Consider the following 11,890-nt stretch of genomic DNA (forward strand, 5'->3'; position numbering starts at 1 on the left):
ATCTTCGATGAAGCCTCCAAAAGAGAAGTCAAAGTTAAAGGATTCGATTCACAGTAGTGACTAATCTCTAGTTAAAAACCTATCTTCGTTTTGAAAATAATCAAAAAAATGGTATAATGGTAGGAAAAGATTCGGCTGGAAGTTTTAGAACTTTTAGAATAAGAGGGTGAATTCGCCCTATAATCAAGATAAATGAAGTTTCGGAGGAAAAATGAGTAATATCAGTTTAACAACACTAGGTGGTGTACGAGAAAATGGGAAAAATATGTACATCGCTGAAATCGATGGTTCTATTTTTGTTTTGGATGCGGGGCTTAAATACCCTGAAAATGAACAACTAGGTGTTGATGTCGTCATTCCAAATATGGACTACCTTTTTGAAAATAGCGATCGTATCGCAGGGGTCTTTTTGACCCACGGACATGCGGATGCCATTGGTGCCCTGCCTTATCTTTTGGCAGAGGCTAAGGTGCCTGTGTTTGGTTCTGAGTTGACTATTGAGTTGGCCAAACTCTTTGTCAAAGGGAATGATACGGTTAAGAAATTCAATGACTTCCATGTGATTGATGAAGATACAGAGATCGACTTTGGAGGGACTGTGGTTTCCTTCTTCCGTACAACCCACTCCATCCCAGAAAGTTTGGGAATAGTCCTGAAAACAGCTGAAGGTAGCATAGTTTATACAGGGGACTTCAAGTTTGACCAGACAGCTAGCGAATCCTATGCGACGGATTTTGCTCGTTTGGCAGAAATCGGTCGTGATGGTGTCTTGGCGCTCCTCAGTGATTCAGCCAATGCAGACAGCAATATCCAGGTGGCGAGCGAGAGTGAAGTTGGAGACGAAATTACCCAGACCATTGCAGACTGGGAAGGTCGTATCATCGTTGCCGCAGTTGCCAGCAACCTTTCTCGTATTCAGCAGGTTTTTGATGCTGCAGCAGATACAGGTCGCAGAGTTGTTTTGACTGGATTTGATATTGAAAATATCGTCCGCACTGCGATTCGTCTCAAAAAATTATCTCTAGCCAATGAAAGTCTTTTGATCAAACCCAAAGAAATGTCTCGTTTTGAAGACCATGAGTTGATTATCCTTGAGACTGGCCGTATGGGTGAGCCTATTAATGGACTTCGTAAGATGTCCATTGGACGCCACCGTTATGTGGAAATCAAAGACGGGGACTTGGTCTATATCGTAACGACTCCATCTATCGCCAAAGAAGCCGTCATGGCGCGTGTTGAAAACATGATCTACCAAGCTGGTGGTGTGGTGAAACTCATTACCCAAAGCTTGCGAGTATCCGGACACGGAAATGCGCGTGATTTGCAGTTGATGATCAATCTTTTGCAACCAAACTACCTCTTCCCTATCCAAGGAGAGTATCGTGAGTTGGACGCGCATGCCAAGGCTGCCATGGCAGTTGGAATGTTGCCAGAACGCATTTTCATCCCTAAAAAGGGAACGACCATGTCTTATGAACATGGAGACTTTGTTCCAGCTGGAGCTGTTTCTGCAGGGGATGTCTTGATTGACGGAAATGCTATCGGAGATGTTGGAAATGTGGTCCTTCGTGACCGTAAGGTCTTGTCAGAGGATGGAATCTTTATCGTGGCGATCACTGTCAACCGTCGTGAGAAGAAAATTGTGGCCAAGGCCCGTGTTCACACGCGTGGATTTGTTTATCTCAAGAAGAGCCGCGATATTCTCCGTGAAAGTTCCGAATTGATTAACCAAACGGTAGAAGAGTATCTTCAAGGTGATGACTTTGACTGGGCAGATCTCAAAGGCAAGGTTCGTGACAATCTGACCAAGTACCTCTTTGATCAAACCAAGCGTCGCCCGGCAATCTTGCCAGTCGTGATGGAAGCAAAATAATAAGCAGAATACCTACAGAAAAAGTCGAAATTCGGCTTTTTCTTATAGAATAGTAAAAGGAGACAACCATGGCAGTTATGAATATTGAGTATTACTCAAAAGTTTTGGATATGGAGTGGGGCGTTACCGTACTCTATCCAGATGCTAGTCGGGTGACTGAACCAGATTGCACAGATATTCCTGTCCTTTATCTTTTACACGGAATGTCAGGAAACCAAAATAGCTGGCTCAAACGTACCAATGTCGAGCGCTTGTTGCGTGGAACCAATCTCATTGTTATCATGCCCAATACTAGCAATGGCTGGTACACAGATACTCAGTATGGCTATAACTACTATACTGCTCTAGCAGAAGAACTCCCCCAAGTCATGAAACGTTTCTTCCCCAATATGACCAGCAAGCGAGAAAAGACCTTTATAGCTGGTCTCTCCATGGGAGGATATGGTTCCTTCAAACTCGCTCTATCGACAAATCGTTTTTCTCATGCAGCTAGTTTTTCTGGTGCGCTCAGTTTTCAGGATTTTTCTCCTGAAAGTCAGGATCTGGGGTCACTTGCCTACTGGAGAGGAGTTTTTGGAGAGATTAAAGACTGGACAGCTAGTCCTCATTCGCTTGAAAGCATGGCTGCAAAATCCGATAAAAAGACCAAACTATGGGCTTGGTGTGGGGAACAAGACTATCTTTACTCAGCCAATAACCTCGCAGTGAAAAACCTCAAAAAACTAGGTTTTGAGGTGACCTATAGTCATAGTCCAGGTAAGCACGAGTGGTACTACTGGGAAAAACAATTGGAGCGTTTTTTAGCTACTCTACCAATTGACTTTGTCTTGGAAGAACGTTTATCTTAGTTTTAGGTTTCTTTCAGCTTTCTTCAGTAAAATAGAGAATCTATCTTGATCAAGGAGAATGTGATTTCAAGATAGGTTCTTATTTTTATGAAAGGTGGGGCGTCATGTTCTGGATTATTCGATTATTCTTCCGATTTCTTTTGGGAATTTGGCGTTTCTTCTGGCGTCTGGTTTGGACTGTGGTCATTCTACTGATCATTGCCTTTGGAGTGGTTTGGTATCTGACAGGTGATTTTCATTCTGCGGTCAATCAGGTTGAAAAAATGAGCAAGATTGGTCAAGGTGGCTGGAATCAATGGAAGGAGACGGGAAGGCTGGAAGTCTTGTCTCAGACAGACAGTCACCAACATGCAGAAGGCAAGTGGGCTCAAGCCTCAGCTCGCATCTATATTGAGCCTCAAATGGATGAGACCTTCCAAGGTGCCTATGCAGAAGCCATAAAAAACTGGAATCAAACGGGAGCCTTTACCTTTGAGGTGGTTGCGGATCCTAGCCAGGCAGATATTGTGGCAAGTGAGATGAATGATGGATCGACCGCTGTAGCAGGTCAAGCCGAGAGTCAAACCAATCTGTTGACCGATCGATTTATATCTGTAACGGTCCGCCTAAATCATCATTACCTATCCAATCCAAGTTATGGTTATTCTTATGAACGGATCGTGCATACGGCGGAGCACGAGCTGGGACATGCTATCGGATTGGATCATAGCAACGAAACTTCTGTTATGCAGCCTGCAGGCTCCTACTATGGGATTCAGCCTCAGGATGTGAAAGCTGTTCAAGAACTCTATACCAGTAGCGACTAGATGAAGTCGGTGCAATCAGAAAAGAAATCAAAGCTCCTCCATCAAGTGATTGGTGGGGCTTTTTGTTCGTCCTGTTACGGCCTTTTTGCTATAATGGAACTATGAATAACTTGATCAAATCAAAACTGGAGCTCTTGCCGACCAGCCCCGGTTGCTACATTCACAAGGATAAAAACGGCACCATTATTTATGTAGGAAAGGCTAAAAATCTGCGCAATCGCGTGCGGTCTTACTTCCGTGGCAGTCACGATACCAAGACAGAGGCACTGGTGTCTGAAATTGTAGATTTTGAATTTATAGTCACTGAGTCCAATATTGAGGCACTTCTCTTAGAAATTAACCTCATCAAGGAAAATAAGCCCAAGTACAATATCATGCTCAAGGATGATAAGTCCTATCCCTTTATCAAAATCACCAATGAACGCTATCCACGGCTCATCATTACTCGTCAGGTCAAAAAGGATGGAGGTCTTTATTTTGGACCTTATCCTGATGTGGGGGCAGCCAATGAAATCAAGCGACTTCTAGATAGGATTTTCCCTTTTCGGAAATGTACCAATCCGCCGTCTAAAGTCTGTTTTTATTATCATATCGGCCAATGTATGGCCCACACCATCTGTAAGAAAGATGAGGCCTATTTCCAGTCCATGGCTCAGGAGGTTTCTGATTTCCTAAAGGGGCAGGATGATAAAATCATCGATGACCTTAAGGGTAAGATGGCAAAGGCAGCTCAAAGTATGGAGTTTGAACGTGCGGCGGAATACCGTGACCTGATTCAGGCTATTGGAACACTTCGGACCAAGCAACGGGTTATGGCAAAGGATCTCCAAAACCGGGATGTCTTTGGCTACTATGTGGACAAGGGTTGGATGTGTGTCCAGGTTTTCTTTGTTCGTCAGGGAAAACTTATCGAGCGGGATGTCAATCTCTTCCCCTACTACAACGATCCGGATGAGGACTTCTTGACCTATGTGGGACAATTTTATCAAGAAAAATCTCACCTGGTTCCTAATGAAGTATTGATTCCGCAGGATATCGATGAAGAAGCCGTTAAGGCCTTGGTGGATACTAAGATTGTCAAACCTCAGCGTGGCGAGAAAAAACAGCTGGTTAATCTAGCCATAAAAAATGCCCGTGTTAGTCTGGAGCAGAAGTTCAATCTGCTAGAAAAATCTGTCGAAAAGACTCAGGGAGCTATTGAAAATCTAGGACGCTTGCTTCAAATACCGACTCCGGTTCGCATTGAGTCCTTCGACAACTCCAATATCATGGGGACCAGCCCTGTTTCGGCCATGGTGGTCTTTGTCAACGGTAAACCGAGTAAGAAGGATTACCGTAAGTACAAGATAAAAACGGTTGTCGGTCCAGACGACTATGCCAGCATGCGAGAAGTCATCCGCAGGCGTTATGGTCGAGTTCAACGAGACGGTTTGACTCCCCCAGATTTGATTGTCATTGATGGAGGACAAGGTCAAGTCAATATCGCTAAGCAAGTCATCCAAGAGGAGCTGGGCTTGGATATTCCAATTGCAGGTCTGCAAAAGAATGACAAGCACCAAACCCATGAATTGCTCTTCGGAGATCCACTGGAAGTGGTGGAGTTGTCTCGCAATTCTCAGGAATTTTTCCTGCTTCAACGCATCCAAGATGAGGTGCACCGCTTTGCTATCACCTTCCACCGTCAACTGCGCTCAAAAAATTCCTTTTCTTCACAACTGGATGGGATTGACGGTCTGGGACCTAAACGCAAACAGAATCTCATGAAGCATTTTAAATCTCTCACTAAAATCAAGGAAGCTAGTGTGGATGAAATTGTCGAAGTGGGTGTGCCAAGAGCAGTCGCAGAAGATGTGAAAAGAAAGTTGAACCCTCAGGAAGAAGTGGAATTGGCTCAAGTGGCGGAAGAAAGAGTGGACTACCAAACAAAAGGAGATTATGATGAACCATAAAATCGCAATTTTATCAGATATTCATGGAAATGTGACTGCCTTAGAAGCAGTGATTGCAGATGCTAAAGCACAAGGAGTCAGTGAATACTGGCTCATGGGAGACATTTTTCTCCCTGGTCCAGGTGCAAATGACTTGGTCGCTCTGTTAAAGGAACTTCCTATCACTGCAAGTGTTCGAGGTAATTGGGATGATTGTGTCCTTGAGGCTTTAGATGGGCAATATGGCTTGGAAGACCCACAGGAAGTCCAGCTCATGCGATTGACCCAGTTTTTGATGGAGCGAATGGATCCTGAAACGATTGACTGGCTACGAAGCTTACCTTTGCTAGAAAAGAAAGAAGTTGAGGGGCTGCGCTTTTCTCTTTCTCATAATTTGCCTGAAAAAAACTATGGTGGGGATCTGTCTGTTGGGAATGATACAGAGAAATTTGACCAACTCCTAGATGAGGAAACGGACGTGGCAATCTATGGTCATGTCCACAAGCAGTTGCTTCGTTATGGAAGTCAAGGGCAACAAATCATCAATCCAGGTACGATTGGCATGCCCTATTTTGATTGGGAAAAGTTAAAAAATCACCGTGCCCAGTATGCTGTGATAGAAGTGGAAAATGGGGAATTGGTAAATATTCTATTCCGAAAAGTTTCCTATGATTATGAAGCAGAGTTAGAATTGGCCAAGTCCAAGGGGCTTCCTTTTATCGAAATGTATGAAGAACTACGTCGAGATGACAACTATCGGGGGCACAATCTGGAACTCTTAGCTAGTTTAATTGAAAAGCATGGGTATGTGGAGGATGTGAAGAAATTTTTGGAGACTATAAAGTCAGAATATAAGGTAGACTAGTTTCTTTAAATCCCTGAAAATTAGTTGGAACTGGATGAGGGGTTCCCTGATTTAAAAGATGGACTTCGTTTGGTTACTCATCCTTGTTCCAATTTCTTTCTATGAAAAATCTCTGTAAGCTCTTTCAAAATATGGTAGAATGGATGCAGTAGAATTAGAAAAGGAAATCGTAAGTGAACTATGCTAAACTTGAATTCAATGCACAAGACCATAGTGGCTATTGGTCCTATATTATAAGGTAATTAAGACCAAGTTGCTTTATAGAATGATATAAGGAGGTGTGTTAATGAATAAGCGTAAAAAATGGGGTATTATTGCTTTAGTAATCTGTATTATAGGAGGAGTTATAATGTTTAGTTTGAATCATCCAAAAGAAAAAACATTGGAAGAGAAAATGAGAATCGAACAGGATAGGGTAGCAAAGTTTTTAGTTAGTAACTATGATTTAGCTGATGGACAAAAGATTGAGAGAGTGAAGTTTGTTGAATTTCAAAAAAATGAAAGCACCGGGAGTTGGAGGATTACTGCTAAAGTAAATAATCAATATGATATATCTGTCAAAATAGATTCTTTAAATGAGAATGGGAAAATAAGAAGTTCTAATTATTCACCAACAGAATTCATAAAGAGAGAACACAAAGAAGAAGCTGGGTATGATATAGCAGTAAAAATTATCTACTTAGAGGAGAGATAACTATATGGTTACAGAAGAAGATTATAGATATATAGTAGATGATGTTTACGATGTTGACTCTGGTAAGGTGAGTAATCCTATTCAGGAGGGACGATTAGTTGCAAACGATCGGTTTAAAGTAATCTCTAAACCCATAGATAACACCTCCAACGGTATGCAGGCGATGGCAGTTGCTCCTGTGGATAAAAATGGGAATGTGGATTATAGCCATGTAGTGATTGCCTATGCAGGGACGAATAAAGATGACATAAAGGATCTTGGTACGGATGTACAGTCTTTATGGCTTGGGAGGGAAAAACTACAGTCTCGTTCAGGACTAAATTCTGCGAAGTAGTAGATTCTCAGTTTGTGACGGTGCTGGATTACGCTAATGTTAGTTAAAATAGCTGTTTATGTTATACTATAAGGTAACTGGGGCTAGTTGCTTTATAGAATGATATAAGGAGGTGTGTTAATGAATAAGCGTAAAAAATGGGGTATTATTGCTTTAGTAATTTGTGTAATAGGAGGAATCGTGATGTTTAGTTTAAATCATCAAAAAGAAAAAACATTGGAAGAAAAAATGAGAATCGAACAGGATAGGATGGTATTGTATTTAGTTAATCATTATGAGGGAATCAATGAAATAGAATTTAATGATATAGAAAATAATGCTACAACAGGTTCAAGAACTGCGTTATTAACTCTAAATAAAGAACTTGAAATGGAAATTACTTTCTTTAAATTTAACGATAAAACTGACAATTATGTAATTAGTTGGAATAAAAGATTAAATTTACAAGAAAAAAATGAAATCACTAATCAACAAACAATAGATAATATTAAAGTGAAATATTGGAGCAAGTGATGAAAATAACAGATAAAAATTATAATGATATTGTTGATGGAGTTTATAATGTTGATGCAGGAAAAGTAAAACGACCTTGGAGAGACGATAAGATTTTTAAATCAAATGGACAAACTTTTCGAGTTCTTAGTGCAAAAGACAACACCTCCAACGGTATGCAGGCGATGGCGGTTGCTCCTGTGGATAAAAATGGGAATGTGGATTATAGCCATGTAGTGATTGCCTATGCTGGGACGAATAAAGATGATCGACTTGACATCCAAACAGATATCCAATCAATAGGATTTGGTGATAGACAGGTGTTGTCGGATTTGAAAACAAAGACATTTAGAAAATCTCAATTTCAAACGGCTCTGAGTTTTGCGGAAGAAATCGAAAAAACTTATCCCTCTGCTAAAATTACAACTGCGGGGCATTCGCTTGGAGAGTCACTGGCTATGTATGTCGCTTTAAAGCGAGGTTATGCCAATGTTGGGTATAACGGGCCAGATATTCATAACTTGATTTCGAAAGAAGAAATCAAGTACATGCAAGAACATCCAGAACAATTTCGCAATTTCCGTCATAAGTATGATGTTATTGGCAATATTACGGGAAATACGACTCAAACAGCTATATTTCCCTACATCTACCCTGCAAAAGATAACTGGGGTGACAAGTTAGAATATCATAACTTGTCCCAGTGGCGATTTGATGAGAATGGCCAGCTAGTTGATTTGGATGGAAAACGTGTCACAAATCTCAAAGTAACGGCATTAGCAGAAGCAACAGCGGGTATGTACCGCTACCAAAAAATTAAAAGCTACCTCTCGGCAGATGGTTTGTCAAGTAGGGAAGAGATATACTTGGATAGCTTGCAGGGAATGGCTCTAGGGGAAGGAATGGCTAATGCGGCTCGAGCTGGTGCAGACGACGTCAAGCACCTTCAAGAAGAGGTGGTGTCAAAAGCACAAGAACTATGGAATCAGCTTGACTTTAGTAGTTTCCGATACCTGAGTTATGATGAAGTTCTATCGACTTTTGCGTCTGCGGGTGTGACTCAGGATACGATTGTCGGTTCAGTTAAGCAAGATTTTGAGCAAATGAATCAAAAGGCTGAAAAACTAGCCACAGAGTTTGATACCCTTAACCAACAGATTATCCAAGTCATTGAGAGTAAACTGGCCACAGATAAGGAATTGGCAGGAGAATTTAGAAAATGGAACAGTCGGATTTAGTCTTCCAAAAGTTAAAAGCAAAAGAAAAAGAGCATTATGATTTGGAAGATGAGTATCTAAAGCGGAAAGCAACTTTTACGAATCAATATAACGAACTCTATGAACGTCGAGACCGCCTTGCCCGAATCATTGAAGACGAAGCTAGCAAAATGGATGTCTTTCTTCAAAAGGGACAACACAGTTACCAAGATGGAGAACAGTTTTATAGGAGTTTGCAACAATTGATGGAGGATTCTCAGTTTGCGTGTAGGCGTAGAGAAGATGAATTGCAGTACCATGAAGAGATGTTAGATAGAGATTATCGTAAAAAGCAAGATGAGTTAGAACAGACAATCGGAGATTTAAGGAGGTCATATGCTCGCACCATTAAATGAATATTACACAGATGAAGAATATGAATTTGCTTTACGTCAGATGTATCGCATGATGGAGAGGAATAGAATCTATACAATGGCGACAGTAATCTTAAAGGAAAAAAATTCTTTGCAAACCAACTATAAAGAAAAAGTGAGAGAAAGTGCGGAGGAGACAAAAGTCGCTATTGGGAAAATAAAATCACAGATGGATACGGCCATAAAAGGTCAGGTAAAGAAAAAGTTGGAAGAAGTGACAACGGAGAAGCTATCTCAGTATGATTCCATTTGCTAATTTTATGGTGAGTGATATAGAATAATTATTACAAACTGCACAGAGCAGTTTGTTTTGCTCTTGCTTTTCCTATGAAAAATCTCTGCAAGCTCTTTCAAAATATGGTAGAATGGATGCAGTAGAATTAGAAAAGGAAATCGATTATGAAATTTCTTGAATTAAATAAAAAACGTCATGCGACTAAGCATTTTACTGATAAACCGGTAGATCCCAAAGATGTGCGTACGGCTATCGAAATCGCAACCTTGGCCCCAAGTGCCCACAACAGCCAGCCATGGAAGTTTGTGGTTGTTCGTGAGAAAAATGCTGAATTGGCAAAATTGGCTTATGGTTCGAACTTTGAACAGGTATCATCAGCGCCTGTAACCATTGCCTTGTTTACAGACACAGATTTGGCTAAACGTGCTCGTAAGATTGCCCGAGTTGGCGGCGCTAATAACTTTTCTGAAGAGCAACTTCAATATTTTATGAAGAATCTGCCTGCTGAATTTGCACGTTACAGTGAACAGCAAGTTAGTGACTACTTGGCCCTTAATGTGGGACTAGTAGCCATGAACTTAGTTCTTGCTTTGACTGACCAGGGAATCGGTTCTAACATTATTCTTGGATTTGACAAATCAAAAGCCAACGAAGTTTTGGACATTGAAGACCGATTCCGCCCAGAACTCTTGATTACAGTGGGTTACACAGACGAAAAATTGGAACCAAGCTACCGCTTGCCAGTGGATGAAATCATCGAGAAAAGATAGAAGGAAGAAAAAATGACAGCAATTGATTTTACAGCAGAAGTAGAAAAACGCAAAGAAGAGCTCTTGGCTGACTTGTTTAGCCTTTTGGAAATCAACTCAGAACGTGATGACAGCAAAGTAGATGCGCAGCATCCATTTGGACCTGGTCCAGTAAAAGCCTTGGAAAAATTCCTTGAAATCGCAGACCGCGATGGCTATCCAACTAAAAATGTTGATAACTACGCAGGACATTTTGAGTTTGGTGAAGGAGAAGAAGTTTTCGGAATCTTTGCCCATATGGACGTGGTGCCAGCTGGTAGCGGTTGGGAAACGGACCCTTATACACCAACTATCAAAGACGGTCGCCTTTATGCGCGTGGAGCTTCAGACGACAAGGGACCTACAACAGCTTGTTACTATGGCTTGAAAATCATCAAAGAATTGGGACTTCCAACTTCTAAGAAAGTTCGTTTCATCGTCGGAACAGACGAAGAATCAGGTTGGGCAGACATGGACTACTACTTTGAACATGTAGGACTTGCGAAACCAGACTTCGGTTTCTCTCCAGACGCTGAATTCCCTATCATCAATGGTGAAAAAGGGAACATCACGGAATATCTTCACTTTGCAGGTGAAAATACAGGTGCAGCCCGTCTTCACAGCTTCAGAGGTGGATTGCGTGAAAACATGGTACCTGAATCAGCAACAGCAGTCGTTTCAGGCGACCTGGCTGACTTGCAAGCTAAACTAGATACCTTTGTTGCAGAATACAAACTCAGAGGAGAAATTCAAGAAGATGCTGGCAAATACAAGGTCACCATCATTGGTAAATCAGCCCATGGTGCTATGCCTGCATCAGGTGTCAATGGTGCGACCTATCTTGCCCTTTTCCTCAGCCAGTTTGACTTTGCAGGACCTGCAAAAGACTACCTTAACATCGCTGGTAAGATTCTCTTGAACGACCATGAGGGTACAAATCTCAAGGTTGCTCATGTAGATGAAAAGATGGGTGCCCTTTCTATGAATGCCGGTGTCTTCCGCTTTGATGAAACAAGTGCTGACAATACCATTGCCCTCAACTTCCGTTATCCAAAAGGAACAAGTCCAGAGCAAATCCAGTCAGTTCTTGAAAACTTACCAGTTGCTTCTGTTAGCCTTTCTGAACACGGTCATACCCCTCACTATGTACCAATGGAAGATCCACTCGTTCAAACCTTGTTGAATGTTTATGAAAAACAAACTGGTCTCCAAGGTCACGAGCAAGTCATCGGTGGTGGTACCTTTGGTCGCTTGCTGGAACGTGGAGTTGCCTACGGTGCCATGTTCCCAGACTCTATTGACACCATGCACCAAGCTAATGAATTTATCGCCTTGGACGATCTCTTCCGAGCAGCAGCAATCTATGCAGAAGCTATTTATGAATTGATCAAATAAAA

13 protein-coding genes are annotated in these 11,890 nt (G+C 41.6%); all 13 read left to right on the forward strand.

Going from position 1 to position 11,890, the window contains the following annotated elements; all coding sequences use genetic code 11:
- Nucleotides 1–211: 211 nt before the first annotated feature.
- The 13 genes from B7717_RS06000 (at nucleotide 212) to pepV (ending at nucleotide 11,888) form a co-directional block, all read left to right on the forward strand.
- Nucleotides 212–1,873: a ribonuclease J gene (locus B7717_RS06000; RefSeq protein ID WP_000065609.1), complete on the forward strand. Its 1,662-nt coding sequence runs from the start codon at nucleotides 212–214 to the stop codon at nucleotides 1,871–1,873.
- A gap of 68 nt (nucleotides 1,874–1,941) precedes the next feature.
- Nucleotides 1,942–2,721 carry an alpha/beta hydrolase gene (locus B7717_RS06005; RefSeq protein WP_084881432.1) on the forward strand — a complete coding sequence of 260 codons (780 nt, stop codon included), beginning with the start codon at nucleotides 1,942–1,944 and terminating at the stop codon, nucleotides 2,719–2,721.
- 104 nt (nucleotides 2,722–2,825) lie between these two features.
- On the forward strand, nucleotides 2,826–3,527 hold the full coding sequence (locus B7717_RS06010; RefSeq protein WP_084881431.1) for a M57 family metalloprotease: 702 nt from the start codon (nucleotides 2,826–2,828) through the stop codon (nucleotides 3,525–3,527).
- Between the two features lie 101 nt (nucleotides 3,528–3,628).
- A complete protein-coding gene (uvrC, locus tag B7717_RS06015; protein ID WP_084944381.1) occupies nucleotides 3,629–5,476 on the forward strand; it encodes an excinuclease ABC subunit UvrC in 1,848 nt (615 codons plus the stop codon).
- On the forward strand, nucleotides 5,466–6,320 hold the full coding sequence (locus B7717_RS06020) for a metallophosphoesterase family protein (RefSeq protein ID WP_049479636.1): 855 nt from the start codon (nucleotides 5,466–5,468) through the stop codon (nucleotides 6,318–6,320). The genes uvrC and B7717_RS06020 overlap by 11 nt, the downstream gene beginning before the upstream one ends.
- Nucleotides 6,321–6,606: 286 nt before the next feature.
- Nucleotides 6,607–7,014: a hypothetical protein gene (locus B7717_RS06025; RefSeq protein ID WP_049479165.1), complete on the forward strand. Its 408-nt coding sequence runs from the start codon at nucleotides 6,607–6,609 to the stop codon at nucleotides 7,012–7,014.
- A gap of 4 nt (nucleotides 7,015–7,018) precedes the next feature.
- The gene (locus tag B7717_RS06030) at nucleotides 7,019–7,348 is read left to right on the forward strand and encodes a hypothetical protein (RefSeq protein WP_065371645.1); all 330 of its coding nucleotides are present in this window, start codon (nucleotides 7,019–7,021) and stop codon (nucleotides 7,346–7,348) included.
- 120 nt (nucleotides 7,349–7,468) lie between these two features.
- Nucleotides 7,469–7,861: a hypothetical protein gene (locus tag B7717_RS06035; protein ID WP_001042358.1), complete on the forward strand. Its 393-nt coding sequence runs from the start codon at nucleotides 7,469–7,471 to the stop codon at nucleotides 7,859–7,861.
- Nucleotides 7,861–9,078 carry a hypothetical protein gene (locus B7717_RS06040; protein ID WP_000704552.1) on the forward strand — a complete coding sequence of 406 codons (1,218 nt, stop codon included), beginning with the start codon at nucleotides 7,861–7,863 and terminating at the stop codon, nucleotides 9,076–9,078. Before B7717_RS06035 ends, B7717_RS06040 begins: the two co-directional genes overlap by 1 nt.
- Nucleotides 9,060–9,452: a hypothetical protein gene (locus B7717_RS06045; RefSeq protein ID WP_000438034.1), complete on the forward strand. Its 393-nt coding sequence runs from the start codon at nucleotides 9,060–9,062 to the stop codon at nucleotides 9,450–9,452. The genes B7717_RS06040 and B7717_RS06045 overlap by 19 nt, the downstream gene beginning before the upstream one ends.
- The gene (locus tag B7717_RS06050; protein ID WP_000880830.1) at nucleotides 9,433–9,726 is read left to right on the forward strand and encodes a hypothetical protein; all 294 of its coding nucleotides are present in this window, start codon (nucleotides 9,433–9,435) and stop codon (nucleotides 9,724–9,726) included. The genes B7717_RS06045 and B7717_RS06050 overlap by 20 nt, the downstream gene beginning before the upstream one ends.
- Before the next feature lie 143 nt (nucleotides 9,727–9,869).
- Complete coding sequence (locus B7717_RS06055; protein WP_049549962.1) at nucleotides 9,870–10,475, forward strand: nitroreductase family protein; 606 nt, start codon at nucleotides 9,870–9,872, stop codon at nucleotides 10,473–10,475.
- Between the two features lie 12 nt (nucleotides 10,476–10,487).
- The gene (gene pepV / locus B7717_RS06060; protein ID WP_049549961.1) at nucleotides 10,488–11,888 is read left to right on the forward strand and encodes a dipeptidase PepV; all 1,401 of its coding nucleotides are present in this window, start codon (nucleotides 10,488–10,490) and stop codon (nucleotides 11,886–11,888) included.
- The last annotated feature ends 2 nt before the right edge of the window (nucleotides 11,889–11,890 follow it).

Origin of the sequence: Streptococcus oralis subsp. oralis, assembly GCF_002096495.1 — a bacterium.
GTDB lineage: Bacteria > Bacillota > Bacilli > Lactobacillales > Streptococcaceae > Streptococcus > Streptococcus oralis_CU.

What these genes read in the sequence shown, in the direction of transcription:
- B7717_RS06000 (WP_000065609.1), top strand. Translation starts at nt 212, where the DNA reads ATGAGTAATATCAGTTTAACAACACTAGGTGGTGTACGAGAAAATGGG.
- B7717_RS06005 (WP_084881432.1), top strand. Translation starts at nt 1,942, where the DNA reads ATGGCAGTTATGAATATTGAGTATTACTCAAAAGTTTTGGATATGGAG.
- B7717_RS06010 (WP_084881431.1), top strand. Translation starts at nt 2,826, where the DNA reads ATGTTCTGGATTATTCGATTATTCTTCCGATTTCTTTTGGGAATTTGG.
- uvrC (WP_084944381.1), top strand. Translation starts at nt 3,629, where the DNA reads ATGAATAACTTGATCAAATCAAAACTGGAGCTCTTGCCGACCAGCCCC.
- B7717_RS06020 (WP_049479636.1), top strand. Translation starts at nt 5,466, where the DNA reads ATGAACCATAAAATCGCAATTTTATCAGATATTCATGGAAATGTGACT.
- B7717_RS06025 (WP_049479165.1), top strand. Translation starts at nt 6,607, where the DNA reads ATGAATAAGCGTAAAAAATGGGGTATTATTGCTTTAGTAATCTGTATT.
- B7717_RS06030 (WP_065371645.1), top strand. Translation starts at nt 7,019, where the DNA reads ATGGTTACAGAAGAAGATTATAGATATATAGTAGATGATGTTTACGAT.
- B7717_RS06035 (WP_001042358.1), top strand. Translation starts at nt 7,469, where the DNA reads ATGAATAAGCGTAAAAAATGGGGTATTATTGCTTTAGTAATTTGTGTA.
- B7717_RS06040 (WP_000704552.1), top strand. Translation starts at nt 7,861, where the DNA reads ATGAAAATAACAGATAAAAATTATAATGATATTGTTGATGGAGTTTAT.
- B7717_RS06045 (WP_000438034.1), top strand. Translation starts at nt 9,060, where the DNA reads ATGGAACAGTCGGATTTAGTCTTCCAAAAGTTAAAAGCAAAAGAAAAA.
- B7717_RS06050 (WP_000880830.1), top strand. Translation starts at nt 9,433, where the DNA reads ATGCTCGCACCATTAAATGAATATTACACAGATGAAGAATATGAATTT.
- B7717_RS06055 (WP_049549962.1), top strand. Translation starts at nt 9,870, where the DNA reads ATGAAATTTCTTGAATTAAATAAAAAACGTCATGCGACTAAGCATTTT.
- pepV (WP_049549961.1), top strand. Translation starts at nt 10,488, where the DNA reads ATGACAGCAATTGATTTTACAGCAGAAGTAGAAAAACGCAAAGAAGAG.